General features: G+C 69.9%; 22 protein-coding genes. 12 read left to right on the top strand and 10 right to left on the bottom strand.

Translation table 11 applies throughout. The annotated features are described in order from the left end of the window. Positions 1-130 precede the first annotated feature (130 nt). Both QIS96_RS21755 and QIS96_RS21750 read right to left on the bottom strand, forming a co-directional pair. Complete coding sequence (locus tag QIS96_RS21755) at positions 131-2,881, bottom strand: SpoIIE family protein phosphatase (RefSeq protein ID WP_408907233.1); 2,751 nt, start codon at positions 2,879-2,881, stop codon at positions 131-133. Between the two features lie 195 nt (positions 2,882-3,076). Beyond that, positions 3,077-4,270 carry a serine hydrolase domain-containing protein gene (locus tag QIS96_RS21750; RefSeq protein ID WP_282544354.1) on the bottom strand — a complete coding sequence of 398 codons (1,194 nt, stop codon included), beginning with the start codon at positions 4,268-4,270 and terminating at the stop codon, positions 3,077-3,079. Between the two features lie 211 nt (positions 4,271-4,481). Here QIS96_RS21750 and QIS96_RS21745 point away from each other — a divergent pair, with 211 nt between their 5' ends. The 3 genes from QIS96_RS21745 (at position 4,482) to QIS96_RS21735 (ending at position 8,084) form a co-directional block, all read left to right on the top strand. Further along, positions 4,482-5,015 carry a flavin reductase family protein gene (locus tag QIS96_RS21745; protein WP_282544353.1) on the top strand — a complete coding sequence of 178 codons (534 nt, stop codon included), beginning with the start codon at positions 4,482-4,484 and terminating at the stop codon, positions 5,013-5,015. A 64-nt stretch (positions 5,016-5,079) separates the two neighbouring features. After that, complete coding sequence (locus QIS96_RS21740; protein ID WP_282544352.1) at positions 5,080-6,603, top strand: aldehyde dehydrogenase (NADP(+)); 1,524 nt, start codon at positions 5,080-5,082, stop codon at positions 6,601-6,603. Positions 6,604-6,662: 59 nt separating this feature from the next. Further along, entirely contained in the window at positions 6,663-8,084 is a 1,422-nt protein-coding gene (locus QIS96_RS21735; RefSeq protein WP_282544351.1) for an aldehyde dehydrogenase (NADP(+)), read from the top strand. Positions 8,085-8,156: 72 nt separating this feature from the next. Here the strand turns inward: QIS96_RS21735 and QIS96_RS21730 are convergent, their stop codons facing one another. The 3 genes from QIS96_RS21730 to QIS96_RS21720 form a co-directional block, all read right to left on the bottom strand. Continuing rightward, on the bottom strand, positions 8,157-9,914 hold the full coding sequence (locus QIS96_RS21730; RefSeq protein ID WP_282544350.1) for a BCCT family transporter: 1,758 nt from the start codon (positions 9,912-9,914) through the stop codon (positions 8,157-8,159). Positions 9,915-9,950: 36 nt separating this feature from the next. Then, positions 9,951-11,240 carry an MFS transporter gene (locus QIS96_RS21725; protein ID WP_282544349.1) on the bottom strand — a complete coding sequence of 430 codons (1,290 nt, stop codon included), beginning with the start codon at positions 11,238-11,240 and terminating at the stop codon, positions 9,951-9,953. 155 nt (positions 11,241-11,395) lie between these two features. Further along, positions 11,396-12,187 carry an IclR family transcriptional regulator gene (locus tag QIS96_RS21720; RefSeq protein ID WP_282544348.1) on the bottom strand — a complete coding sequence of 264 codons (792 nt, stop codon included), beginning with the start codon at positions 12,185-12,187 and terminating at the stop codon, positions 11,396-11,398. Between the two features lie 277 nt (positions 12,188-12,464). Here QIS96_RS21720 and QIS96_RS21715 point away from each other — a divergent pair, with 277 nt between their 5' ends. Together QIS96_RS21715 and QIS96_RS21710 are read left to right on the top strand one after the other, a co-directional pair. Further along, entirely contained in the window at positions 12,465-13,568 is a 1,104-nt protein-coding gene (locus QIS96_RS21715; protein ID WP_282544347.1) for a mandelate racemase/muconate lactonizing enzyme family protein, read from the top strand. A gap of 42 nt (positions 13,569-13,610) precedes the next feature. Continuing rightward, positions 13,611-14,384, top strand: coding sequence for an SDR family oxidoreductase (locus QIS96_RS21710; protein ID WP_282544346.1), 774 nt, complete (start codon positions 13,611-13,613; stop codon positions 14,382-14,384). Between the two features lie 9 nt (positions 14,385-14,393). Here QIS96_RS21710 and QIS96_RS21705 read toward each other — a convergent pair whose 3' ends face one another. The 4 genes from QIS96_RS21705 to QIS96_RS21690 all read right to left on the bottom strand — a co-directional run bounded on the left by QIS96_RS21705 (position 14,394) and on the right by QIS96_RS21690 (position 17,897). Beyond that, a complete protein-coding gene (locus QIS96_RS21705; protein ID WP_282544345.1) occupies positions 14,394-15,434 on the bottom strand; it encodes a hybrid-cluster NAD(P)-dependent oxidoreductase in 1,041 nt (346 codons plus the stop codon). Beyond that, entirely contained in the window at positions 15,431-15,811 is a 381-nt protein-coding gene (locus tag QIS96_RS37745) for an SRPBCC family protein (RefSeq protein WP_349017407.1), read from the bottom strand. Before QIS96_RS37745 ends, QIS96_RS21705 begins: the two co-directional genes overlap by 4 nt. A 152-nt stretch (positions 15,812-15,963) precedes the next feature. Continuing rightward, positions 15,964-16,695 carry an aromatic ring-hydroxylating oxygenase subunit alpha gene (locus QIS96_RS21695; RefSeq protein WP_282544343.1) on the bottom strand — a complete coding sequence of 244 codons (732 nt, stop codon included), beginning with the start codon at positions 16,693-16,695 and terminating at the stop codon, positions 15,964-15,966. A 452-nt stretch (positions 16,696-17,147) separates the two neighbouring features. Further along, positions 17,148-17,897, bottom strand: a complete 750-nt coding sequence (locus QIS96_RS21690; RefSeq protein ID WP_282544342.1) for an IclR family transcriptional regulator — start codon at positions 17,895-17,897, stop codon at positions 17,148-17,150. Positions 17,898-18,191: 294 nt separating this feature from the next. On the opposite strand from QIS96_RS21690, the gene QIS96_RS21685 reads away from it, so the two are divergent. The 3 genes from QIS96_RS21685 to QIS96_RS21675 are packed head-to-tail and all read left to right on the top strand — an operon-like array spanning position 18,192 to position 21,191. Continuing rightward, entirely contained in the window at positions 18,192-19,322 is a 1,131-nt protein-coding gene (locus tag QIS96_RS21685; RefSeq protein ID WP_282544341.1) for a quaternary amine ABC transporter ATP-binding protein, read from the top strand. Then, a complete protein-coding gene (locus QIS96_RS21680; protein ID WP_282544340.1) occupies positions 19,315-20,226 on the top strand; it encodes an ABC transporter permease in 912 nt (303 codons plus the stop codon). The genes QIS96_RS21685 and QIS96_RS21680 overlap by 8 nt, the downstream gene beginning before the upstream one ends. A gap of 53 nt (positions 20,227-20,279) precedes the next feature. Continuing rightward, positions 20,280-21,191 carry a glycine betaine ABC transporter substrate-binding protein gene (locus QIS96_RS21675; protein ID WP_282544339.1) on the top strand — a complete coding sequence of 304 codons (912 nt, stop codon included), beginning with the start codon at positions 20,280-20,282 and terminating at the stop codon, positions 21,189-21,191. Positions 21,192-21,788: 597 nt separating this feature from the next. Here the strand turns inward: QIS96_RS21675 and QIS96_RS21670 are convergent. After that, the gene (locus tag QIS96_RS21670) at positions 21,789-22,010 is read right to left on the bottom strand and encodes a hypothetical protein (protein ID WP_282544338.1); all 222 of its coding nucleotides are present in this window, start codon (positions 22,008-22,010) and stop codon (positions 21,789-21,791) included. 536 nt (positions 22,011-22,546) lie between these two features. Between QIS96_RS21670 and QIS96_RS21665 the strand changes: the two genes are divergently transcribed. The 4 genes from QIS96_RS21665 (at position 22,547) to QIS96_RS21650 (ending at position 25,455) form a co-directional block, all read left to right on the top strand. Beyond that, the gene (locus QIS96_RS21665) at positions 22,547-22,873 is read left to right on the top strand and encodes a hypothetical protein (protein ID WP_282544337.1); all 327 of its coding nucleotides are present in this window, start codon (positions 22,547-22,549) and stop codon (positions 22,871-22,873) included. A 479-nt stretch (positions 22,874-23,352) separates the two neighbouring features. Beyond that, the gene (dhaK, locus tag QIS96_RS21660) at positions 23,353-24,345 is read left to right on the top strand and encodes a dihydroxyacetone kinase subunit DhaK (protein ID WP_282544336.1); all 993 of its coding nucleotides are present in this window, start codon (positions 23,353-23,355) and stop codon (positions 24,343-24,345) included. A 76-nt stretch (positions 24,346-24,421) separates the two neighbouring features. Beyond that, positions 24,422-25,045, top strand: a complete 624-nt coding sequence (gene dhaL, locus QIS96_RS21655; protein WP_282544445.1) for a dihydroxyacetone kinase subunit DhaL — start codon at positions 24,422-24,424, stop codon at positions 25,043-25,045. Further along, complete coding sequence (locus QIS96_RS21650; protein ID WP_282544335.1) at positions 25,042-25,455, top strand: PTS-dependent dihydroxyacetone kinase phosphotransferase subunit DhaM; 414 nt, start codon at positions 25,042-25,044, stop codon at positions 25,453-25,455. Before dhaL ends, QIS96_RS21650 begins: the two co-directional genes overlap by 4 nt. Positions 25,456-25,492: the final 37 nt, after the last annotated feature.

Raw genomic sequence — 25,492 nt, 5'->3', positions numbered from 1 at the left:
GATGACGGGCCGCTGGTTCAGCCTACAAACTCCTCGTTCAAATTTCGAACAGGCCTCATTCGGGCAGCTCGGGCGGCTCTGCCCGGGTTCGGCTGCTGGTTCGGCTACTGGTTCGGCTACTGGTTCGGCTTCACAGCAAGGTGTCGTCCCACTGGTCGAGCAACAAGTCGCCCAGGTCCGCCGTCGGCTCCGTACCTCCGTGGATGTTCTGCTCGGTCCAGATGACCTTGCCGCGCGCTCCGTACCGCGTACCCCAGCGCTCGGCGAACTGTGCGACGAGGAAAAGCCCGCGGCCGCCCTCGTCCGTGGCCCTCGCTCGGCGCAGGTGCGGGGACGTGCTGGAGCCGTCGGAGACCTCGCAGATGAGCGCGGCCCCGTCGAGGATCAGCCGGAGCCTGATGGGTTCGGCGCCGTAGCGGATGGCGTTGGTGACCAGCTCGCTGATGATCAGCTCGGTGGTGAACGCGATCTCCTCAAGCCCCCAGTCCGCGAGGCGGCGGGCGCAGGCGGCCCTGACGGGCGGGACGGAAGCCGGGTCGTCGGCGATGTCCCAGTCGGCGACGCGGTCGGGGTCCAGGGTCCGGGTGCGGGCCACGAGCAGGGCGATGTCGTCGCGGGGGTGCTCGGGCACCATGGCGTCGAAGGCGGCCCGGCAGAGCTGCTCGGGCGTGCGGCCCGCACCCGTGAGGGCGGTGCGCAGCAGCTCCTGGCCGACGTCGAAGTCGCGGTGCCGGTCCTCCACGAGGCCGTCCGTGTAGAGGACCAGTTGGGAGCCGGGGGCCAGGGTGAGCTCGGCGGTCTCGACGGGCACTCCCCCGCCAAGGCCGAGGGGCGGCGCCACCGGCACGTGCGGGTACTCGACGCGCCCGTCGGGGTGGACCAGGGCGGGCTCGGGGTGTCCGGCTCGGGCGATCGTGCAGCGGCCGTCGACGGGGTCGTACACCGCGTACAGGCAGGTGGCTCCGGTGATGCCCACGCGCTCCTCGTCCACGGCCTCTTCGACGTCGGTGCGGGTCACCAACTCGTCGAGGTGGGCGAGGAGTTCGTCCGGAGGAAGGTCGAGGGTGGCGAAGTTGTGGATGGCGGTGCGCAGCCGGCCCATGGTCGCGGCGGCGAGCAGCCCGTGGCCGACCACGTCGCCCACGACGAGGCCCACGCGGGTGCCGGGCAGGGCGATGACGTCGAACCAGTCGCCGCCCACGCCCGACTGTGCGGGCAGGTAGCGGTGGGCCACGTCGAGCGCGGTGACGTCGGGGAGCCCGCGGGGCATCAGGTTGCGCTGCAGGGTCGCGGCCGTCGCGTGTTCGTGGGTGAAGCGGCGGGCGTTGTCGATGCAGACCGCGGCCCGCGCGACCATCTCCTCGGCAAGGGCCAGGTCGTCGGCCTCGAAGGGCTCGGAGTGCCGGCCACGCCAGAAAGTGGCGATGCCGAGGACGACGCCGCGGGCTGCGAGCGGCACCCTGATCAGGGAGTGGATCCCGTGGTCGGTGACGGCGTGCGTGTCCTCGGGGGTCAGTTCCTGCCACTCGTTGTCACTGTCCAGGCCCGAGGCGATGACGGCCTGCCGCGTGTCCGGGCCGGCGGAGGGCTGGTACGAGACGGCGGCACCGACAGGGTGGAGCGGGTGGCCGCCACGGGTCCCGATGACCGCGGTGCGCCGCAGCACTGTCTCCGTGCCGTCCGGCTCCTCGCCCTCCGGCACGGACTCGGCCAGGTCGACGCTCACGAAGTCCGCGAACCGGCCGGTGGCCACCTCGGCGAGCTCCTCGGCGGTACGGGCCACGTCCAGCCTCGTACCGATGCGCGTCGCCGCCTCGTACAGCAACTGCAGGCGTCCGCGGGCCAGTTCGGCTCTGCCGGCGAGGGCCCGCAGCTCTGTGGAGTCGCGCACCGTGGCCACGCTGCCCTCTCGGACTCCGTAGTGGTCGACCTGCCGTACGTTGACGGCCAGGATCCGTTCCCCGACCTGCTGGAGCTCGTCGGTCGCCGTTCGCCCCGAGGCGAGCAGTTCCGCGATGGCGGGAGGCAGGCCGAGTTCGGAGACGGAAATCAGCTCCGCCGTCTCGGGCAGTTCCAGGAGGCGGCGCGCTTCATCGTTGGCGAGCAGCAGCCTGCCGTCCGCCCCGGTGATCAGCACGCCCTCCCGCACCGAGTGCAGGACCGCCTCGTGGTGGTCGAACATCCGCGTGATCTCGGCCGGCCCGAGGCCGTGCGTCTGGCGCAGGAGGCGCCGGCTCACCAGCGCCGAGCCGCCCATGGCCAGGAGGAGGGCGCCTGCGGCGACGCCGAAGAGCAGGGGCAGCTGTCCGGTCACCTCTTGGCGGACCGACTTGAGCCTGATCTCGGGCGAGACGATCCCGGCGACCGAACCGTCGGGCCTGAAGACCGGGACTTCCGCGTACACGGAGAGGCCGATCGGGCCCTCGACTCCCTCGACGTTGGTGAAGGGCGTGCCCTTCGCGGCCTTCTCGAAGGGGCCGACGACATGCTTGCCGATCTCCTTCGGGTCGGGGTGCGTGTACCGGATGCCCTCCGTGCTGAACACCACGATGCTGTCCACGCCCGCCAGCTTCCGCGCCTTCTCCGTGAGCGGCTGGAGCACGGCCGTCGGATCACGGCTGTCGAGTGCTTCGACGACGCCCGGGGAGTTCGCGAACGTCTCGGCGACGGCCAGAACTTCACGGCGCGCCTGGTCGGTCGCCTGCCGCTGCGCCTGGAGCACCAACGCCACCAGGGCCGCCACCACGAGCAGCAGGAAGACCACCAGCTGCAGGATGAGCACCTGTCCGGCGACGTTTCGCACACTGAACAGGGGCCGCAGATACCGCCCGCGCGAAGCCCCGTGAGCCTGCACCCGTCGACCGCGACCATGCCCTGACATGTTCACACTTTCAGTATGGCGACCCCGTTACGGGAAGACGCCGTCGATGGAGGACTCCAGAGTTCGAGACATGCAGAGCGCAGGGTGGGCCTGCTGTGCAGCACAGCCCGCATAGCCACGTACTGAACGTAACGTTCATTTTTGCGTAACCCATAGTGGCCCGCGCCGACCGACCCCTGTCAATACGCGTGCGCGCTACGCGGCGACCGCTGCCTTCGCCTCCAGGCACTGCCGGACCGCTCGCACCAGGGACTGGGCGCGCGGATCGCTCGTGACGCCAGGCCGCATCCCGTTGGTGACATACGCGAAGGCCAACCCGAGTTCGGGGTCGGCGAAGGCGAGCGAGCCTCCGCGGCCCGGGTGACCGAAGGCGGCGGGTGAGCTCATGGGTGCTGCGGGACTGTGCAGCATGAAGCCGAGCCCGAAGCGAGTCTTCGCGAGCAGCACTCGGTCCGGGCCGGACGAGTGTTCCGTACGGGCCTGCGCGAGCATGCGGCGGCCGAGTATCCGCCCGGCGCCCAACGCGGCGTAGAAATCGGCGAGTCCACGAGCGGTCGCGATGCCGCTGGAGGCGGGGAGTTCGGCGGCGCGCCAGGCGGACGCGTTCTCGTCCGGGGCCGGCGAGACGGTGCCGAAGGCGCGGCGGGTGAGCGACGCGGGATCGGCGTAGGCCTCGGCGACCTCCCGGCGCGGACGTACACGCGGGGCTCCGCCTCTCGGTGGCGGCGGCTCGACGGGGGCGATGCGGCCGACGCGGTCCTGCCGGTCGGGCGGTACGCCGATCCAGAGGTCCGCGGCGAGCAGTTCGGCGATCTCCTCGGCGAGGACGGTGCCGAGGGTCCGCCCGTCCACCCGCCGGACCAGCTCGCCGATCAGCCAACTGTACGTCTGCGCGTGGTAACCGTGTGCGGTTCCCGGCTCCCACCAGGGGCGTTGGGCGGCGACGGCGGCAGGGCCGCTGCGTCCGTCGCAAGCCTGGGCGGCGGTGAGCGGCTCGTCAAGGGCAGCCAACCCGGCGCGGTGCGCGAGGAGTTGGCGGGCGGTGACACGGCCCTTGCCGTGGACGCCGAACTCCGGCCAGTGGTCGGCGACCGGGGCATCGAGGTCGATCAGGCCCCGGTCGGCGAGCAGCAGCAGGACCGTGGCGGAGACCCCCTTGGTCGCGGAGCGCAGAACCTGGGCGGTGCGCGCGGTCCAGGGCCGGCCGCCGCCGACGGCGTCCGCGTCGGCCGTTCCGCCCCACAGGTCCACGACCGGCAGACCGTCCCGATACACGGCGACGGCGGCACCTCGCTCCCCGCGCTGCGTGAAGTTCGCCTCGAAGGCCTGACGTACGACCTCGAAGCCCGCGGTCGTCGTGCCCTGAATGTTCGGTGGGTCGCTGCGCATGGCTCTTTCCGTGTGCGGCATACGTTCAATTATCGAATATCGCGTTCAGATAATCCCCGCCGCCCCCAGGCCGCGTCAAGGGGGCACATCTCCGCACGGGTCAACGTATTGACATCCCCTCCAGCGAACCTCACCATCGTTACATGAACGCCACGTTCGCTTACTGAACACACCGGCGCTCATCACCGAAGCACTCGAAGGGAGCGTCATCATGACCACCACCGCCACGGAGCGTCCGGTCGAGCAGGCCGACCGCATCGACGAGATGGACTTCCGGAACGTCATGGGCCATCTGCCCACCGGCGTGGTGGCCGTGACGGGCATCGAGGCGTCCTCCGCGCAGCCGGTCGGCATGGTCGTCGGCACCTTCGCGTCGCTCTCGCTCGACCCGCAGCTCGTCACCTTCAGCGTCGCCCGCACGTCGAGCAGCTGGCTCAAGGTCCGCAGTGGCGGCCGGTTCAGCGCGAGCATGCTCGCCGAGGGGCAGGACGCCGTGTGCCGCTCGCTGTCGCGCAAGGGCGACGACAAGTTCTCCGACGTGGACTGGCACAGCTCGCCGGACGGCGCTCCGCGCATCGGCGGCGCCGTCGCGTGGATCGACTGCGAGTTCCTGCAGGAGCTGGACGGCGGCGACCACGTCATCGTCATCGCGCGAGTGCTGCGCATGGCCACTGCTCCCGGCGCCCCGCTCGTGTTCCACAAGGGCCGACTGGGCGGCTACCGCGACGCCCTCGCCGCGGCCTGACCTCTGACCCCACGTCAACAGCCGTAGCGATCACGCGACTTGAGCATCCGAAGAGGACACCGCCATGACGGTACTGCGCCCCTCCGCACCCGAGCCGGAGACGCCACGCGAGGAAGTCGACCTCCGCTGTTCGCTGGCGGCGCAGGCGGCGCCGCTGTGGGAGAAGTTCACACCCGAGGCGCGGGCCGACGCGCTCACCGTCCTGGCTGACGCGCTCGACGCGAACACCGACCATCTGGTGCACGTAGCGGCCGACGAGACGGGCTACGGCAAGGACCGGCTGACCGGTGAAGTCCGGCGTACGACAGGGCAGTTGAGGATGTTCGCCGAACGTGTGCGGACCGGTGCCTATCTGGACGTGACCATCGACCGGGCCGACCCCGACCACCCGCTCGGCCCGCGCCCCGAACTGCGCCGCTACCAAGTGCCGGTCGGGCCTGTGCTCGTGTTCGCGGCCGGCAACTTCCCGTTCGCCTTCTCGGTCGCGGGCACCGACACCGCCTCCGCCCTCGCGGCCGGCTGCCCTGTCGTCCTGAAGGCGCACCCTGGGCACCCGCGCACCTCGGCCGCGACCGCCGGGATCGTGAGCGAAGTCCTGGCCCGAGTCGGCGCGCCCGACGGGGTGTTCAGCATGATCACCGGACGGCAGGCGGGCGTACGGGCGTTGCGCGACCCGCACATCACGGCCGCCGCGTTCACCGGCTCCGTGCGCGGCGGCCGGGCCCTGTTCGACATCGCGGCGTCGCGGCCCACCCCGATCCCGTTCCACGGCGAGCTCGGCAGCGTCAACCCCGTCGTCGTCACACCGGGCGTTCCGGCCGGGCAGCGCGAGGAGATCGCCGCCGGTTTCGTCGCCTCGTACACGCTCGGCAACGGGCAGTTCTGCACCAAACCCGGCGTGCTCCTGGTTCCGCAGGACATGGACATGGTGGAGCTGGTCACCCGGGCGGTGCGCCAGGTGGCGGCTGCGCCCATGCTCAGCCCGGAGACGGTGGACGGGTACGAGCGGCGGCTCGCCGAGATCCACGCGGCGGCGGGCACCGATGTGCTCGTCAAGGGCGAGGTCACCGTGGACGACGCGGGCACGGCCCTGGTCTCGCCGAGCCTGATCGGCGTCTCCTCGATCGCGGAACTGCGGGAGGCGGCCGACGTACTGCTGGAGGAGTGCTTCGGGCCGACGGCGCTGGTGGTGCAGTACGACTCGGTGCACGAGGTCGAGGAGATCCTCGCGGCTCTCGAAGGCGCCCTGACCGTGAGCATCCACACGCCGAAGGCCGCGCCGGAGCCGCAGGACGAGTACGGGCGGCTGCTCGAACTGGCCCAACAGCGGGCCGGGCGGGTCGTGTTCAACGCATGGCCCACCGGCGTCGCCGTCACCCACGCCCAGCATCACGGCGGCCCCTATCCGGCGGCCACATCCGCCCACACCTCGGTCGGCACCGCCGCTGCCCAGCGCTTTCTACGGCCGGTGGTCTTCCAGAACGCACCCGAGGCCTTCCTTCCGCCCGCGCTCCAGGAGAGCAACCCGCTGCACGTTCCGCGCACCGTCGACGGCGAGACGGAACCGGCCGACACACCCCCGAACTGACGCACCCCACGACTGACGCACCCCGCAACTCGCCGAGACGAAGGAAGAGTCAGATCAACATGACCGACCTGTACGGCATCGACGCCCGCACCGGAGACCGCATCGAGCCCCCGGTCCGCGAGAACACCCCCGAGGAAGTGGCCGCCGCCTGCGCTGCCGCCGAGCGCGCGGCACCGGACCTGGCGGCGCTGCCCCTGACGGCCAGGGCCGGCCTGCTGCGCGCCATGGCGGACGGCCTTGACGCCACCGGCGACGAGCTCGTGACGCTCGCCGACCGCGAGACCGCCCTCGGCACGAACACCCTCCGAGCCGAACTCGCCCGCATGACCGGCCAGTTGAGGCTGAAAGCGGACGAGGTGCTGCGCGCCGACTTCCTCGCCCCGCGCTCGGAGGACGGCCCGGACGGCACTCCGCACTTCCGCCGTGTCCTCGTACCGATCGGCCCGGTCGCCGTGTACGCGGCCAGCAACTTCCCGTTCGCGCTCGCGGTGGCCGGCTCGGACACGGCAGCCGCACTCGCCGCGGGCTGCCCCGTCGTCGTCAAGGCCCACCCCGGCCACCCGACGACCTCCCGGCGTATCGCGGAGATCGTCGCCGAGGCGCTGCGCGCGAGCGACGCGCCCGACGGCAGCTTCGCCGTCGTGCACGGGATGGCGGCGGGCCGGGAGCTGATCCACGACCCACGCATCAAGGCCGGGTCGTTCACCGGGTCGCAGGCCGGTGGGCGTGCGCTGTTCGACGCTGCGGCGGCGCGGCCCGAGCCCATCCCGTTCTACGGTGAACTCGGCAGCGTCAACCCGGTGTTCATCACGCGGGCCGCCGTGAAGGCCCGCCCCGCCGACCTCGTCTCCGGCTTCGTCACGGCCGCCGGGCGCTACGTCGGTCAACTCTGCACGAACCCGGGCCTGCTGTTCCTGCCCGAGGGCCACGGCCTGTACGACGACCTGGTCGTCGAGCTGTCCCGCGTACCGGCTGCTCCCCTGCTCAACCTGCGCATCCTGGACGGGTTCAGGGAAGGCACGGCCCGGCTTGCCGCGCACGCCGAGCAGGTGCTCGGCACTCCGGACGGGCCGCACCTGTTCCGTACGACCGTCGAGGAGTTCGCGGCGCGGCCCGCGCTCTCGGAGGAGTGCTTCGGCCCGGCCTCACTGGTCGTGGAGTACGCCGACGAGGCCCAACTGCCTGCTCTCGCCGCCCGGTTGCCGGGTTCCCTGACGGCGACGGTGCATGCGGAGGACGGGGACGAGGCGCTCGTACGCGACCTGCTGCCGGTCCTCACCCGCAAGGCAGGCCGTGTGGTGTGGAACGGCTGGCCCACCGGTGTCGCCGTCAACCGCGTCATGCACCACGGCGGCCCGTGGCCCGCCACGACCGGCGCCGCGCACACCTCTGTGGGCACGGAGTCCATCCGCCGCTTCCAGGTTCCGGTGGTCTTCCAGGACGTACCGCAGGGGCTGCTCCCTGCGCCGTTGCGCGGCTGACGCCACGCAGCGCACGTACGACTTCGCCCCCACGGCCGGACCGTGGGGGCGAAGTCGCGCTCGGGCGATTGCCTAACCGGGCGCTCCCACCGGGTCCTTCGGACGGGTCTCCGCCGACCAGTGGACGGCGCCGTCGGTCTCGTCGACGGTCACCGCGTCCGCGGGTACGTCGTGCACGGCAAGGACCTTGCCGGATGTGCCGGGCAGGGGCGGCTGCACGGACACGTACCGCGGCAGGTGCGCCAGCTCGTACCGGAACATGCGCAGCAACGCCACGACAGCGAGGGCGTAGACGACGGACAGTGGTGCCGCGCCCGCGATGGAGCTGACCTGGAGGACTGTCAGCGCGGCCTCACCTCCGGCGAGGAGCAGCAGCGCGCCCGCTAGGCCGATGACGACCGACCAGAACATCCGGGTGACGCGCGGGGTCTCGGTGCGGCCGCCGTGCGAGAGGACGTCGACGACGAGGGAGCACGAGTCGGCGGACGTAACGAAGAACAGTGTGATCACGAACATCGCGATCACCGACAGTCCGATGGCGACCGCCGCGCCGCCCGGCAGGTTCTCGAACAGCAGGAACAGCGAGGTGTCGGTGTCGATGACGCCGTCCTTGCCGATCATCGAGCCGTCGCGCAGCTGGTAGAGGATGCCGGTGCTGCCGAAGACCGTGAACCAGACGACCGCGATGAGCGTTGGCGCCAGCATCACGCCGAAGATGAACTCGCGGATGGTGCGGCCCCGGGAGATGCGGGCGATGAACATGCCGACGAACGGCGCCCAACTGAGGAACCAGCCCTGGTTGAACAGGGTCCAGCTGAGCGTCCACCCGTCGTCCGCACCGGCCCCGGTGACGAACATGAGCTGCGGGATCGTCTGCACGTACTCGCCGGTGTTCTGGACCGTGGACTGCAGGAGGTAGACGGTCGGGCCAAGTAGGAGCACGCAGAGGGCGAGTACGGCGGCGAGGGTCATGTTGGCGTTGGAGAGCCAGCGCACGCCCTTGTTGAGGCCACTGACCGCGGACAGCGTGCCGGCCGCGGTGATCACGACGACCAGGCCCACGAGCAGGGCGTCGGACGGTTCGAACCAGCCGAGGTGGGCGAGGCCCGCCTGCACCTGCAGAGCGCCCTGGCCGAGCGAGGTGGCGACGCCGAAGACGGTGCCGACGATCGCGAACACGTCGATGGCGTGGCCGACCCAGGACTCGATGAGCCTGCGGCCGAAGACCGGTTCGAGGAGCCAGCGGATCGACAGGGGGCGGCCGCGGCGGAAGGACATGTAGGCGAGGCCGAGGCCGACGATCACGTAGATGCCCCAGGCGTGCAGGCCCCAGTGGAAGAGGGCCTGGCCGATCGCGGCGCGGCCGGCCTCCTCGCTGCCGGGCTTCACGCCGGCGATCTCCGGCGGGGACATCAGGTGGTTGAGGGGTTCGGCGACGCCCCAGAAGACGAGGCCGATGCCCATGCCCGCGGAGAACAGCATGGCGAACCAGGAGAAGCGGGAGAACTCCGGCCGCTCGTCGTCCCTGCCGAGCCGGATCGAGCCGACCCGGGACAGCGCCGCCCAGAAGGCGAACACGAGGAACGCGGCGACGACGAGGACGTACCACCAGCCGACGGTACGGCCGATGCCGTCACGCAGTTCGGTGAAAGCGGCCTCGGCGTCGTCACCGTACGCGGCGCCGTACCAGGTGGCGAAGCCGAGGGCGAGGAGGACGATCAGCAGGGCGGGAAGGAACACGGGCTTGGCGAGACTGCGCCAGGCCGCGGTGAGGGGGTTGGCGGGGTTTGCCTTCCTGTGGGCGTCGGACGGGGGAGGTGAAACAGACACAGGTTTCCTGACGTTGCGTTGCGGTGCGGGCGCGCCTCAGGGGCACGCCATGCTGTCCGCCGTGGCAGTGCTGTGCACGGTGCCGGACGGACAGGTCTGCCAACTCGCCTTCCGCTCACGCGCGTTGAGTGCGTACGTGAGGGACAGGGCGAGTACGCCGAGGGCCGCGGCGGTCCAGCTGAGCGTGGTGACCGCGGCGGTGAGGGGCATCCAGGCGGTCATGAGGCCGACGGCGACGGCCGGCACTCCGGAGCCCAGGTAGAACAGCAGGTGCAGGGCCGAGCCGACTCCGGCGCGCTGCCCTGCGGGGGTGCGCGCGTCCACGGCCGAGGCGGCGCCGCTGAACGCGAGGCCGTGCGCGCCGCCCGCGAGCAGGGCCGAGCCGATCGTCGCGGGCAGGGAGGCCGCGCCGGTCACGGCGAGCAGGATGAGGCTCGCCGTCAGTCCGGCTACGCCGAGGAGCTGCGTGAGGTGGGTGCTCCAGCGGGCGGCGGCGAGTTGGGCGAGCAGGGACCAGCCGAGTACGGCGGCGAGCACGGCGCCGGACAGGGCCGGGTTGTCGCTGTGCAGGCTGCGTTCCAGGAGGGCCGGTACGAGGGCGAGGTAGATGCCGACGACGGCCCAGGCGAGGAATCCGTTGAGCCCGGACACACAGAAGACAGGCCTCAGCGGAGCCGGGATGCTCGGGCGGGCCAGGCGCGGGCGGACGGTCGCACGCGGCGCCGCCGGAACAGCCACTCCCAGCCGTGTCCACACCCAGGCAAGCAGCGCGAGGTGCAGCACGAACGGGGTGACCAGCGGGCCGGGCACGTACTGAGCCAAGGCACCCGAGACCGCCGGGCCCAGCGCCGTGCCGCCCGCGAACGCGAGGCTGACAAGGAGCGCGCCGCCGATCCGCGCCGTCGTGCTGCGATGCCAGACGATCAACGACTGCGCCGCGCCGGTCGCCGCACCCAGGGCGAGCGCCTGGCCGACGCGCCCCGCGAACAGCAGGGCCGGGCTGTCGGCGATCAGGAAGCAGCCGGAGCCGGCCCCGGCGAGCAGCACGCTGAGCCGGAGCAGCGGGCGCGGGCCGAGCGCGTCCGCCGCGGCGCCGCAGAGCAGCAGCGCCGGTCCGCTCACCAGCGCGAACGTCGCGAACAGCAGCGTCATCGTCAAGTCGCCGTAGCCGAACAGGCGTTGGTAGTCCGGATAGAGCGGACTCGGCAGGTACGCGCCCGCCGTCAGCACGATCAGCAACACCCCGGCGGTACGTACCGCCCTGCGGTCCCGGTCCACCGACTCCGTCGGCAGCCCCCACCCCCAAGAAACCTTCAGCTCAGCCACGCCTGCCAGTGTGCACGGAACCAAACGCAAGGGGAATCAAATGATTCTGCGGCTGACCGTGCAAGCAATTTGCACGGTCGATCCTCGGGCAGGACGCCCACTCCCTGGTTGGACACCCTCGACGTCAGCAGCTCGGCACAGGCCTCAACGGGACCTCAGGCCGACTCGTCCCAGAGCAAGCCCGCGAGGCGGTCCACCATGTGCCGCATCAACTCCAGCGTGCCGGGGATCTGTTCACGCGTCAGGCGGTAGCGCGGACCGTTGACGGTCAGGATCGCGATGAGCTCCCCTGCCGGGTCGCGGACCGGGCGCGACAGCGAGAGCAGGCCCTCCTCCAGCTCGTTGTCGATGATGCCGTAGCCCTGCTCGCGGACCTGGTCGAGCTCGCGGAGCAGCTGCGTGCGGTCCGTGATCGTCTGCCCGGTGAACGCCTCCAGCTTCTCCGGCAGCAGCGCCGTCACCCGCTCCCGGCCGAGCTCGGCGAGGAGCACCTTGCCGGTGGAGCTGGCGTGCAGCGGGTAGCGCTGGCCGCGCATGCCCTGGTTGGTCGCGCCGACGACGTGCGAGCCGTACGCTTCGGCGATCAGCTCCAGGCCGTCGTCGGGGGTGGCGACGGAGAGCGTGACCGACTCGTTGAGGCGGTCCGCCAGTTCCTGCAGCAGCGGCTGAGCACGCTGGGCCACGCCCGAGTACGGGTCGGCGTACCGGCCGAGCCGGGCCAGCTCCCAGCCCAGTACGTAGTTGTTGTCGATGCGGTCCACCAGGCCGGTCTGCTCCAGGCTGAGCAGCAGCCGGAACGCGGTCGGCCGGGACATGCCGACGGCCTTCCCGAGCGCGGTCACGGTCGCACCGCCGCGCGGCTGGGCCGCCAGTTCGCGCAGCAGTCGCGCCGCCTTCACCACGGACTTGTTGGTCAGCTCCGCGGGAGCGCTGGTGTCGTCAGTCATGAAAGTCCTTCGGCGGCCGGGCTCAGGGGTCGTGCGGTACAGGGCTACTTACCCTACTGACCGCCCGTTCGCATAATGAACACCTCAGGCGGTGTGACCCTGGTCACAAGATCCGCACCTCCGGGGCACCCACAGGCCCTTGACGATCGACACCCAAAAACCGAATACTGCGTTCACTATATGAACCACTCGCATCGGCTCTCGCGCCGCGGGTGGCCTTCCTCTGCTCCTTGCACCTCGCGCGCAAGCCCCCACCCCAACTTCTCGGAGGCGGACGATGAGGATCGCCGAAATCCACGTGTACGCGCACGACCTACCGGTCCATAACGGCCCCTACAAGATGGGCCATGCAGAAGTCCGGTCTCTTTCCACGACGTTGGTCAAGCTGGTGGCCGACAACGGGCTCGTCGGCTGGGGCGAAACCTGCCCGCTCGGCCCCACCTATGCCGAGTCCCACGCGGCCGGAGCGGTTGCCGCGCTCGGCGAGCTGGCTTCGGGACTGCTCGGAGCCGAAGTGCTGCCCGTACCCCTCCACCGGCGCATGGACGGTCTACTCAACGGCCACAACTACGCCAAGGCGGCCGTTGACATCGCAGCCCACGACCTTGTGGGCAAGCGTTTCGGCATCAGCGTGTCCGATCTTCTGGGCGGCGCGGTGACGGATCACGTGCCGTCCTACTACGCCCTCAGCGTCGACGCGCCGAATGAAACCGCCCGCATCGCAGCGGAGAAACTCTCCGAGGGGTACCCACGCCTGCAGATCAAGGTCGGCGGGCGGCCGGTCGAGGAGGACATCGAGACCGTCCGCAAGGTCTGGGAGGTCATCCGAGGCTCGGGGGTGCGCCTGGCGGTCGATGGCAACCGCTGCCTGACCACGCGCGATGCGCTGCGTCTCAGCCGGGAATGCCCGGACATCCCGTTCATCATGGAACAGCCCTGCAACACCATCGAAGAGTTGCAGCGCATCCGCCCGCAGGTGAGCCACGCCCTCTACCTGGACGAGAACGGCACGAGCCTGAACACGGCAATCACCGCCGCCGGAACGGGACTTATCGACGGCTTCGGCATGAAGGTGACCCGGCTCGGCGGCCTGCACCCGATGCGCGCGTTCCGCGACCTCGCGGCCGCCCGGAACCTGCCGCACACCTGCGACGACTCCTGGGGCGGTGACATCCTCGCGGCCGCCTGCACTCACATCGGCGCGACCGTGGCGCCCGAACTCCTCGAAGGCGTCTGGCTGGCGGCCCCGTACATCGAAGGCCACTACGACCCGGAGAACGGCATCCGCATAGAGGGCGGCCACATCAAGCGCCCGCAGGGACCGGGCCTCGGCATCACGCCCGATGAAAGCCGCTTCGGCGCACCAGCGGCGTCGTACTGAACCAAACGGACATGTGAACGGACATGTGAAAGGGAGAGTTCTATGGATCTGGGACTGGCCGGGAAGGTCGCAGTGGTGCCGGGGGCAACGTCCGGCCTCGGAGCGGCCGTCGTGCGTGCGCTGTCCGCCGAAGGCGCATCCGTGGCCTTCGGCGGCCGCCGGGCGGAGGTGGCCCAGAAGCAGGCGGCGGAACTGCCGTCCGCAGTGGGCATCGGCGTGGACATCACCGCCCCCGACGGCCCGCGCGCCCTCGTCGAGGCCGCTACGGGCAACCTCGGCCCCGTCGATGTTCTCGTGCTCAACGGCGGTGGCCCCGCGCCGAGTTCGGCCGCCGACATGAGCGCCGAGGACGCGCTGCAGGCCGTGCAGCTGCTCGTCACCGCGCACATCCAGCTGGTCGAGGCCGTGCTTCCGGGCATGCGCGAGCGCGGCTGGGGGCGGATCGTCGCGATCGGCTCCAGCGGTGTCCAGGAGCCGATCGCGGGGCTCGCCGCGTCCAACGTGGGCCGGGGCGCACTCGCCGGCTATCTGAAGACCCTCGCCGCGGAGGTCGCCGGCGACGGCGTGACGGTGAACATGGTGCTGCCCGGCCGCATCGAGACCGACCGTATGAAGCAGGTGTACGGAGCCGTGTCCGAGCACCGGGGCGTCCCCGAGGAAGAGGTGCGCGCCGCCGCTCGTGCGGAGGTTCCGGTGGGCCGGTTCGGCACCCCCGACGAGTTCGCCGCGGCCGTCACGTTCCTCGCGAGCGCCCAGGCCTCGTACATCACCGGCGAACAGCTCCGCTGCGACGGCGGCCTGGTCCGGTCGTACTGACAGGCCGCGTCAGGCGTCGATCACCAAGTGGTCCAGCGGCTTCGAGCTGCACAGCAGGATCTTGTCGTCGGCGATCTCGCGCGGGCGGATGCCGCCGTTGTGCCGCATGTCGACCGAGCCGTGCAGCAGCTTGGTCTTGCACGTGCCGCACATGCCCTGCGCGCACGACGCGGGCAGGGTGACGCCCGCGCGGGAGGCGGCGGCGAGGACGGAGGTGTCCGCGTCGCAGTCGACGGTGCGGCCGCTGCGGGCGAACTCGACCTTGAACACCTTGTCGCCCGCAGCCACCGGTTCCGGTTCGGCGGCGTCCGGCGCCTCGAAGGTGAAGCTCTCCTCGTGGTACCGGTCCATCGCGAAGCCCGTCGTCGCGAGCATGTCCCGTACGGCCTGCATGTAGCCGCCGGGACCGCAGGTGAAGACCTCTCGTTCGAGGAAGTCGGGGGCGATCTCGTGGAGCATTCGGGCGTTCAACTGCTCGCCGTGGTCGTCGAGTACGTGGGTGACGCGGATGCGGGGCGAGGTGGCCGCGATGAAGTCGAGTTCGCTGCGGAAGATGATGTCGTCGTAGGTGCGGGCGCTGTGCACGAAGGCGACGTCCACGGGGTGCGCCAGGTCGTACAGCGTCCGGGTCATCGACATCAGGGGTGTGATGCCGCTGCCCGCCGACAGGAACAGGTACTTCGGCGCGGGGTGGCGGGTGAGGGTGAACTGGCCGAGCGGTCCGCGGGCCCGGACCGTGGTGCCCGGCGTGAGGTGGTCGTGCAGCCAGTTGGAGACCAGGCCGCCCGGCACGCGTTTCACGGTGAGGGTGAGCAGGTCGGGACGGGTCGGCGGGGACGAGATGGTGTAGCAGCGCTCGACCGGCTCGCCGTCGATGTCCAGGAGCAGGGTGAGAAACTGGCCGGGGTCGTGCCGGAAGAGGCGGGGCTCGGTCGGTTCGAGGACGAAGGTGCGGACATCGGCCGTGGCGTCCAGGACCTGTTTGCAGACGAGGAGGCCGTCGGCCCAGGCGGCGGGCAGGCTGCCGGTGGTCAGCGTCGCGGTCGTCACGAGCCCTCCAGGTGCGCGCGGAGCCGGTTGATGTACCACCGCACGAAGTCCTCGACCTGCGATTCGGTCGGGCTGTACGGGCCGGGCGCGTACGCGGGGCTGCCGATGCCGGCCTGGGCTCGCTCGACGAACACCGCGTCCTGCTCGTTGGTGACCTCCCACACCTTGGTCAGCGCGTCGAGGTCGTAGTCGACACCCTCCTCCGCATCGGCGTGCACCAGCCACGTCGTACGGACGAGGGTGCGGTCCGCGGCCAGCGGGATCACGGCGAACGTGACGGCGTGGTCGGCGGAGAAGTGGAACCAGGCGTTGGGCTGCAGGTGGAGGCCGAGGTGGCCGAGCCGGGCCGTCGGGAAGTCGGCGAGCAGGCGCTTCACCGCGGCCGTGCCGTCCTCCGTGAAGGACTCCCCCGCAAGGTCGAGGGGTTCGCGCTGGATCCGGAACCCAGTGGGGCGGTCGACGAGGTCCTCGATCGTCGCGTACGGGAGGTTCAGCTCCTCGAAGGTCGCGCGGGCCTCGGCGTCGGCCTTCAGGAAACGCTCGTGACCGGGCGCAGAGCGGGCGGGACGTCGCCCTCGTCGAAGTTGTAAAGGGGGAAGTAGCAGCGCTGCAACTCGGGGTGGCCCGCGCAGTGGTAGCACTCGCGGTTGTTCTCCATCGTGAGCTTCCAGTTGGCGTGCTCCACTAGGTCGACCTGCTTCGCGACCTTGGCGTTGCTCAGGTTGTGCGGTTCTATGTACGGCTCGACCTTGGCGGCGAACTCGTCGAAATCTTCCGGTGGTTGGGCCGCGAGGCAGAGGAAGACGAGTCCGCCGACGGTGCGTACGTGCACGGGTTTCAGGCCGAAGCAGGAAGGGTCGAAGCCAGGTACCTGCGACTCGGCGTGCCGCAGCTTGCCGTCGACGCCGTAGGTCCAGTGGTGGTAGCCGCAGACGATGTTGCCGACGGAGCCGCGCTCCTCGTTGAGGATGCGGGCGCCGCGGTGCCGGCAGACGTTGTGGAAGGCGCGCACCTCCTCCTCGTCGTCGCGTACGACGATCACGGAGTACGGCCCGACTGCGACCGTGACGTAGTCGCCGGGCTCGGGCACCTCGGCCTCGGTGGCGGCGAAGATCCAGCTGCGGGCAAAGACGGCCTTCACGTCCAGGTCGTGGAAGGCCTCGCTGACGTAGAAGGGCGCTTCGAGGCTGTGGCCCGGGGCGCGTCGGGCGACGAGTGCGGCGACACGCGTGACGGGATCTGGTGCGGCTGGTGCGTTCATCTCAGCTCCCCGAGTCGTTCGTCGGACGGGCAGATCGGACGGGCAGGCAGATCAGACGGGCAGACAGTGGCGCAGGGCGTCGTAGATCGCGGGGTGGATGTTGCGGCTGCTGACCGCAGGCTGCGGGCGAGGGTGGTGGTGACTTCGTACCGGTCCTTGGGCATGCCGTCCCCGCCGAACGCCGGCTCATGGGACGTGCTGACCACCCTGTTGCGGAGGGTGACGTGCTTCAACTGAAAGGGCTGGAGCAAGGGCTCCATGCTCTTGATCGGTGCGCGCACATCTGCTCCTGGGGGAACTCTGTGGCTTGCTGATCGCGCGACGGTGGGTTTCGCAATGCGAAACGACAACGCTATGCGGAACAAATGTGGAGCCTGCCGAAGCCCTTCGTCAAGCCCTTGCCGTGTTCCGTTCAGATGCGCTCGGTGGTGCGTTCAGGCACCCGCGGGCCCTCAGCCCCGCCGGATGTAACCCTTGCGCCAGGAGATCTTGTCGCCCGCCGCCACGAGCCGCTCGGCGAGCCCGGGGATCGTGCGGTCGTTGATCCGGAACGTCGGGCCCGAGAGGGTCACCGCCGCGATGACCTGGCCGCCGAGGGAGCGGATGGGCGCCGAGAGCGCGGCAAGCCCGATCTCGTGCTCCTCGCTGGTCGCGCTGTACCCCAGTTCACGTACGGTCTGCAGCTGCTCCTTGAGGAGCGCCGGGTCCGTGACGGTGTGCGGGGTGAACTGCTCCAGGGGCCGCGTCAGGAACTCGGCGAGCTGGTCCTGCGACAGGTGCGCCAGGAAGACCTTGCCCGCAGAGGTCGCGTGCACCGGGGTCCGCTTGCCGACCCAGTCGATGCTCGTGATCGCCGCGTTGCCGATCACCTGGTCGACACTGACGACGGCCTCGCCGTCGTGCACCGCCACGTTCACCGTCTCGCCCACCTCGGCGGCCAGCTCCTGGCAGATCGGCCGGCTCAGCAGGGAGAGGTCGCTGCCCTTCGTCGCGCCGCCGGCCAGCTCGACCACGGTGCCGCCGATGCGGTAGCGGCCGCGCTCGCTCGCCTGCTCGACGAGACCGCGGGACTCAAGGGTGGCGAGCAGCCGGAAGACGGTCGACTTGTGGATCTCCAGGGCCTCGGCGATGTCCGTGACGCCGGACGGGCCCTGCGCGGCGAGCACTTGGAGGATCGAGACCGCTCGATCCACCGACTGCACCGATGTGTCCCTGGCTCGCCCTCTCCCATTCATGCCGGAAGCCTATCGGAGCACCCCCGCCTCACCGGCAGCCCTCAGGGCCGTGAACAGCAACGACCCGAGCGCTCTCGCGATCACCCACCGACCCCTCGTACGGCCTGTTAACCAGCGTTTTCATCGGGGCACGAGCCTTGACAGGTTGATGAGGCCTGGCTCACAGTCGTGCCGCATCGTAATAACGTTTCGCAATGCGAAACAGCCGCGCGGCGTCCCTCATCCGCCGCGCGTGCGAACCACCCTCGGAGGTGCGGCACGATGATCAAGGCAAACCGACTGGAAAAGGTCTTCGGTTCCCCAACTGACGGCGTGCGAGCGGTAGATGACGTCACCTTCGACGTGGCGACCGGCGAACTGTTCGTGATCATGGGGCTCTCGGGCTCCGGCAAGTCCACCCTGCTCCGCATGCTCAACCGGCTCGTGGAACCGACCTCGGGCGAATTGCACGTCGACGGCCGCGACGTGCTCTCCATGGCGGAGCCCGACCTGCGCGAACTGCGCAACCGGAAGATCAACATGATCTTCCAGCACTTCGCCCTCTTCCCACACCGCACGGTCCGCGAGAACGCCGCGTACGGCATGCGCGTCCGCGGCATCTCGCAGACCGAGCGGATGGAACGCGCCGACTGGGCGCTGCGCACCGTAGGCCTCGGACACCGCGGTGACGCCTACCCGCACGAGCTGTCCGGCGGCATGCGCCAGCGGGTCGGGCTCGCCCGTGCCCTGGCCACGGACGCCGAAGTCCTGCTCATGGACGAGCCGTTCAGCGCACTCGACCCGCTGATCCGGCGCGACATGCAGGACCTGCTGCTCACCCTGCAACGGGACCTGCGGCGCACCATCGTCTTCGTCACCCACGACCTCAACGAGGCCATGCGCCTCGGCGACCGGATCATGGTGATGCGCGACGGCCGCGTGGTGCAGCTCGGCACCGTCCCGGAGATCCTGCGCTCCCCCGCCGACGACTACGTCAGCGACTTCGTCTCCGACGTGGACCGGTCACGGGTGCTCACCGCGAGCATCGTCATGCGCGAGCCGCTGGTGACGGCACATACGGAGGACGACCCGCAGGACGTCCTGCGTCGGCTCAGCAACATCGAGGCCGGTGGAGCGTACGTACTCGACTTCCGCGGACGTGTGGTCGGCGTCGCTCGGGACGACCTGCTCGCCCAGGCAGCGGGGGCCGGGCAGAGCAACCTGCTGGAGTGCATGGCCGACGGCTTCGACCGGGCCGGGCCCGACACCCTGCTCGTCGAGCTCTGCGACCGGGTGGGGCAGCACTCCGTGCCGCTCGCCGTCACCGACGACGACGGGAAGCTGCTCGGCGTCGTACCGCGGGCCGCCCTGCTGTCCGCGCTCGCCGACCCGAGGAAGGCCGCTCATGTTTGAGATCGATCTGGGCACGCCCGTCAGTTCATTCGTCGACTGGCTCACGGAACACTTCGGCACCGTCTTCGACGCCGTGTCGACGGTGATGCTGGAACTGGTCAACGCCGTCCTCGTAGTGCTGACCGCTCCACACGCGCTGGTCATGACGGGCGTGTTCACCGTGCTCGCGTTCCTCGCCCGCAGGTGGGGCTTCGCCGTCTTCACTCTCGTCGCGTTCCTGGTCATCCAGGGGATGGGGCTGTGGACGGAGGCCATGCAGTCGCTCGCCGTGGTGCTCGTCGCCTCCGTACTCGCCGTGGCGATAGGAGTGCCGGTGGGCGTGTGGGCCGCGCGGCGGCGGGTCGTCAGCGCTGTGGCCCGGCCGGTCCTTGACTTCATGCAGACCCTGCCGGTGTTCGTGTACCTGATCCCGGCGGTGTTCTTCTTCGGCATCGGGATCGTGCCTGGCGTCGTGGCCACCACGGTGTTCGCGATCCCGCCCGCTGTACGGCTCACCGAACTCGGCATCCGTCAGGTGGACGCCGAAGTCGTCGAGGCCGCCCACGCGTTCGGCGCGAAGCCGCGCCAGATCCTGCGCGAGGTCCAACTCCCCCTCGCACTGCCGTCGATCATGGCCGGGGTCAACCAGGTGATCATGCTCGCCCTGTCGATGGTGGTCATCGCCGGCATGGTCGGCGCCGCCGGACTCGGCACCGTCGTCGTCCGCGGCATCAGCCAACTCGACGTGGGCGTCGGCTTCCAGGGCGGACTCGCCGTGGTGTTCCTCGCCATCTTCCTCGACCGCGTCACCGGCGCGTTCGCCGAACCCCGGCGCCGTACGCGGAAGCGCACCGCTCCTGACGAGGAGGCGGAGGGACAGACGGACGGCTCCGCCGCCGAGCAGGCCGTTCCGGCCGCCGCCTGAGAACCCTCCGCCTGATCACGCCGACTTGAGCACAGACGACAGGAGCAACTCCCATGTCCCGTAAGACCTTTGGCAGAACGCTGGCCATCGGGTGCACCGCCGCGGCCCTCACCCTCATCTCCGCCTGCAGCGGTCAGACCGCCACGGTGGACTCCGGTTCCGGCGACGATTCCGGCGACTCGAAGACCATCAGCATCACCGTCACCCCCGGATACGACGAGGGCGTCGCCGCCACGTATCTCTGGAAGGAACTGCTCACCGAGCGCGGCTACACGGTCGAGGTGCAGGAACTCGACATCGCCTCCAGCTACACCGGCGTGGCCAACAAGCAGGTCGACCTCTATCTGGACGCCTGGCTGCCCACCACACACGAGCCGTACTGGAAGCGCCTCGGCAGCAAGATGGAGAAGGTCTCCGCCTGGTACTCGCCGGCCGACCTCAACGTGACCGTCCCGAAGTACGTCACGGACGTGAACACGATCGACGACCTGAAGAAGCACGCCTCGGAGTTCGACAACAAGATCGTCGGTATCGAGGCGGGCTCAGGCCTGATGCGTACGACGCGTACGACCACCATGCCGAAGTACGGGCTCGACGACTTCCGGCTCACCGAGAGCAGCACCTCCGCGATGCTCTCCGAGCTGAAGTCGGCGATCGCCGCGAAGAAGCCGGTCGCGGTGACGCTGTGGCGGCCCCACTGGGCGTACACGAAGATGCCGCTCAAGCCCCTGAAGGACCCGAAGGGCGCGTACGGCAAGCCCGACCGGATCGAGGCCGTCGCCACCAAGGGGTTCAGCAAGGAACACCCCGAACTCGCCCAGTGGCTGGGCAAGTTCAAGCTCACCTCCGACCAGCTGGGCACCCTCGAACTGATGCTGCAGAAGAAGGGCCAGGGTCAGGAACAGGCGGCCGCCAAGGAGTGGATCGCGAAGAACGAATCGGTCGTGGACAGCTGGTTCAAGTGAGGTCGCTCGCGCCCTGAGCTTGTCGGCCGAGTTGCCGACCCGGCCGACAGGCTCATGGGCACGGGCAGGACAACGGTCCCGGCCTGGTCGGTCCGTCGGTCGGTCGGTCGGTCGGTCGGTCGGTCGGTCGGTCGGTCGGTCGGTCGGTCGAGGAACTGCCCAGGGGCAGGTGAGGGTCCGCAGGATGGTGAAGGCGTTGTCGTCTGCGTTCGGGGCGACGGGATGGAGCGGCGTGGGATCGACGTGGACGAGGGGCGTTCCCATCACCGTGTCGACGAGGTCGCTGGAGTAGATCTGCGTACCGGTGTGGAGGGCGCGCAGGCTGCCGAGGAGATGGTCGACTCCCAGCGCGGACTCAGGGTCGCCCGGCACGTAGAGGGGGATCTGCCAGGCCGTCAGCTCTTCCGGATCGTGAGCGCCGGCCGGTCCGGTGACGACGCGGATGGCCTCGGTGGGCGGCGGAGCAGGCAGGATGCCCTTGATGTAACTCTCACCAGGAAGCGGCTGGTGGAGGTAGTGGAGCAGCAGGCGGGTGAGGTCCGCCTGCTGCTCCGCGATGTCTTCGGCGTCATGCATGGAGGTCACATGCAGACGATGTCATTCGTCGAGCCAGGCTGGGCACTTGTTCATGCCCTTGCAGTAGGCGGTGATGACGCCGACCTTCTTTCCGCGGCCGGCGTCGTAACGCCCGTCAGCGGTCTTGCGGGCGTACTGAGCGATGACGATGACTTTCACCCGACGGCTGCCGTTCCAGGCATAGGCCCAGCACTCGAGGCGGGCGCCGTTCACCTTGTCGGGCTTGAAGGGCCGTTGCAGCAACGGTCGTTACTGCCCCCGTTGCGATCCCTTTCATGATCCGGCCCTGTCACGCCGGATGTTCCTACTGCATTGGGTTTCCCATCAAATAACCACTATCAGCCAGTAGTTGACGACCATCAACCAGGCACACCCGACCACGACCGGTCACAGACACCCGTTCAGAGTGCCCCGCCCCACTGAAGCGCAACCGCGTGCCCAGGCCCTGTTCAGTCATCACGAACAACTCGACCTCCAGGGAAAGGAGTTCGGCGGCGACGCCGAGCACTCGGGAGGCCCCGCGAGCGGCCGGCGACGCGGGCGACGGCGTGCAAGGGCGATCACCGGCCGATCACTCGTCGGGCTCTAGCGACGCGGCACGGACGACGAGGATCGCGTCGGACGATGCCACCTGCAAAAACCCGTCGGGCGAGAAATGGGAGTGCATCTCCAATCACACGGTCAGCTCGACGTACGGCAAGATGAAGGTCGTCTACACCCACGCCGACGGACGCGTCACCTCCAAGGAACCAGCTGAAGACAGCCCACAGGATTGCTGAATGGAACTGACCGAGCAGTACTCCGACTACCTGGAGACCTTCCAGGACATCACCCGTGCCCAAGTGCGGGAAACCCTGCACAGCGGCAATCTGGGCACTCTGAAGGAATTCGGCATCCGCGAGGACAACAGCGGAGTATGGGCCAAAATAGTCATTGAGGTGCACGGGGCAGAGAAGATTTACCGCCGCCGTATTCTGGTCATCGACGCCGAGGATCATCCTCCGGAGGACCCTGCCGAGTTCGCTGCAACATTGTTCTCCACGAACGTTGTGCAGGAGGAACTGGAGATCCCCGAGCTGAGGCAGCGCTGGGTTCAGGGCGAGTAGCCTTCGGTTTCACCTGCGCACCGGACCCGGAATCGCCCGCACCCCCTGTTCCCTTTTGCTTACCAGCAATTCGCCGTAGCCCCTCAGCCTGCTGCAGCCCCGCAAGACGCGCCCCCTTCTACACCCCGAACCGACTTGCGATCCGCCTCCCTGGACTATCCCCTGCTGCCCCCTCTGCGCAGAGCGCCCGGGAGTTCAGATGACACACAGCATGGCGAGATGAACTCTCGGACGCCCAACGCCCACACCCGTGACCCGAGGCCGAAGCCGATCGATACTGGGGGCTCCTGAACCGCCCCCAAAGTCACCTGACGCCCCGTCATCAAACGCAGCATTAACTCAGCATCAGCCCCGCCAGAGCCCGCCTCGGACCGCCAGGAACCGCCAAGAACCGCCAAGATCAACAACCCTCCATCCGCACCCTGACCAGCAAAAACGCACGTCAAGAAGCTGCAAGCCTGCATCAGTCGGAGGTACCCGTGAAAATGCTCATCAACGTCCCCGAGACCGTAGTAGCCGACGCCCTGCGGGGGATGGCGGCCGCGCATCCGGAGTTGACCGTCGACGTCGAGAACCGGGTGATCGTGCGGAGGGACGCGCCCGTCGCGGACAAGGTGGCGCTCGTGTCCGGAGGTGGGTCCGGGCATGAGCCGTTGCACGGGGGGTTCGTGGGGCCCGGGATGCTGTCGGCGGCCTGTCCCGGTGAGGTGTTCACCTCGCCCGTGCCGGACCAGATGGTGCGGGCCGCCGCCGCCGTGGACAGCGGTAAGGGCGTGCTGTTCGTGGTGAAGAACTACACCGGCGACGTGCTCAACTTCGACATGGCCGCCGAGCTCGCCGAGGACGAGGGCATCCAGGTCGCCAAGGTCCTCGTCGACGACGACGTGGCCGTGACGGACAGCCTCTACACGGCGGGCCGGCGCGGCACCGGCGCGACCCTGTTCGTGGAGAAGCTCGCGGGCGCGGCCGCCGACGCGGGCGCGCCCCTGGAGCGGGTCGAGGCGATCGCGCGGCGCGTCAACGAGAACTCCCGCAGCCTCGGCGTCGCCCTGAGCGCCTGCACGACGCCCGCGAAGGGCAGCCCCACCTTCGAACTGCCGCCCGGTGAGCTGGAGTTGGGCGTCGGTATCCACGGCGAGCCGGGCCGTGAGCGGCGCGCGATGATGACGTCGCGAGAGATCGCGGACTTCGCCGTCGACGCGATCCTCGACGACCTGCGGCCCCGCAACCCGGTGCTGCTGCTCGTCAACGGCATGGGCGGCACGCCGCTCCTTGAGCTGTACGGATTCCATGCCGAGGTGCAACGCGCCCTGACGGAGCGGAACATCGCGGTGGCCCGCGTCCTGGTCGGCAACTATGTGACGTCCCTCGACATGGCCGGTGCTTCCGTGACCCTCTGTCAGATCGATGAGGAGCTCCTCGGCCTGTGGGACGCTCCGGTACGTACGCCCGCGCTGCGCTGGGGTGTGTGAGCAGGCGCCCGGAGCCTCGCTGCCCATGGACATCGAACTTGGAGGACCTGTGCTCGACCAGCCCGACGTGCCCGACGTGCTCGACGGCGATTTCTTCCGCCGTTGGCTGATCACCGCCGCCGAAGCCGTGGACCGCGAGGCGGACCGGCTGACCGAGCTCGACTCGGCGATCGGAGACGCGGACCACGGCGCCAACCTGCGGCGCGGATTCGCGGCCGTGACCGAGGCGCTCGCCGGGAGCGAGGCGACCGCCCCCGGTGCTCTACTCGCCCTGGCCGGACGGCAGTTGATCTCGAAGGTGGGCGGAGCTTCGGGACCGTTGTACGGCACGTTGCTGCGTACGACCGGCAAGACGCTCGGCGACGCGGACGAGGTGTCGCGCGCGGACCTCGCGCAGGCGCTGCGCGCGGGCGTCGACGCGGTGGCGAAGCTCGGCGGGGCCGCACCCGGCGACAAGACGATGCTGGACGCGCTGGTTCCGGCGGCCGACGCCCTGGCGACGTCCTTCGACGCCGCGCGCGCCGCCGCCGACAAGGGTGCGGAGGCGACGATCCCGCTGCAGGCCCGCAAGGGCCGGGCCAGCTATCTGGGCGAACGCAGCATCGGCCACCAGGATCCGGGCGCCACGTCCTCGGCGCTCCTGGTCACGGCGCTCGCCGAGACCGCCGACGCGCACCAGGGCTCCGGAGGCGGCGTATGAGCATCGGCGGCAAGCAGGTCGGGATCGTCCTCGTGTCGCACAGCGCGTCCGTCGCCTCGTCCGTCGCCGAGCTGGCCACCGGCCTCGCGGGCGGCGGCTCCACCGCCCCGGTCGCCCCCGCGGGCGGCACGGAGGACGGGGACCTCGGTACGAGCGCGGAGCTGATCGCCGAGGCGGCCCGCTCGGTGGACCAGGGTGCGGGCGTCGCGCTCCTGGTCGACCTGGGCAGTGCGGTGCTCACCGTGAAGGCCCTGCTCGCCGAGGGCGACGAACTCCCGGACGGCGCACGCCTGGTGGACGCCCCGTTCGTGGAGGGCGCGGTCGCCGCGGTGGTCACGGCCTCGGCGGGCGCGGACCTGGACGCGGTGGAGACGGCGGCCCGCGAGGCGTACGGCTACCGCAAGGAGTGAGCCGTACGCACGAGCGTGGAAGGGCCCGGCCGTTCGC

This window comes from Streptomyces cavernicola, from assembly GCF_029968035.1.
Lineage (GTDB): Bacteria > Actinomycetota > Actinomycetes > Streptomycetales > Streptomycetaceae > Streptomyces > Streptomyces cavernicola.
The sequence above is the reverse complement of the archived record's forward strand: the minus strand, read 5'-3'. Positions and strand labels throughout refer to the sequence as shown.

Excerpts from the sequence above, each read along its gene's own strand:
- QIS96_RS21755 (WP_408907233.1), bottom strand. The coding sequence starts at position 2,881 with ATGTCAGGGCATGGTCGCGGTCGACGGGTGCAGGCTCACGGGGCTTCG.
- QIS96_RS21750 (WP_282544354.1), bottom strand. The coding sequence starts at position 4,270 with ATGCGCAGCGACCCACCGAACATTCAGGGCACGACGACCGCGGGCTTC.
- QIS96_RS21745 (WP_282544353.1), top strand. The coding sequence starts at position 4,482 with ATGACCACCACCGCCACGGAGCGTCCGGTCGAGCAGGCCGACCGCATC.
- QIS96_RS21740 (WP_282544352.1), top strand. The coding sequence starts at position 5,080 with ATGACGGTACTGCGCCCCTCCGCACCCGAGCCGGAGACGCCACGCGAG.
- QIS96_RS21735 (WP_282544351.1), top strand. The coding sequence starts at position 6,663 with ATGACCGACCTGTACGGCATCGACGCCCGCACCGGAGACCGCATCGAG.
- QIS96_RS21720 (WP_282544348.1), bottom strand. The coding sequence starts at position 12,187 with ATGACTGACGACACCAGCGCTCCCGCGGAGCTGACCAACAAGTCCGTG.
- QIS96_RS21715 (WP_282544347.1), top strand. The coding sequence starts at position 12,465 with ATGAGGATCGCCGAAATCCACGTGTACGCGCACGACCTACCGGTCCAT.
- QIS96_RS21710 (WP_282544346.1), top strand. The coding sequence starts at position 13,611 with ATGGATCTGGGACTGGCCGGGAAGGTCGCAGTGGTGCCGGGGGCAACG.
- QIS96_RS21695 (WP_282544343.1), bottom strand. The coding sequence starts at position 16,695 with ATGAACGCACCAGCCGCACCAGATCCCGTCACGCGTGTCGCCGCACTC.
- QIS96_RS21685 (WP_282544341.1), top strand. The coding sequence starts at position 18,192 with ATGATCAAGGCAAACCGACTGGAAAAGGTCTTCGGTTCCCCAACTGAC.
- QIS96_RS21680 (WP_282544340.1), top strand. The coding sequence starts at position 19,315 with ATGTTTGAGATCGATCTGGGCACGCCCGTCAGTTCATTCGTCGACTGG.
- QIS96_RS21675 (WP_282544339.1), top strand. The coding sequence starts at position 20,280 with ATGTCCCGTAAGACCTTTGGCAGAACGCTGGCCATCGGGTGCACCGCC.
- QIS96_RS21665 (WP_282544337.1), top strand. The coding sequence starts at position 22,547 with ATGGAACTGACCGAGCAGTACTCCGACTACCTGGAGACCTTCCAGGAC.
- QIS96_RS21650 (WP_282544335.1), top strand. The coding sequence starts at position 25,042 with ATGAGCATCGGCGGCAAGCAGGTCGGGATCGTCCTCGTGTCGCACAGC.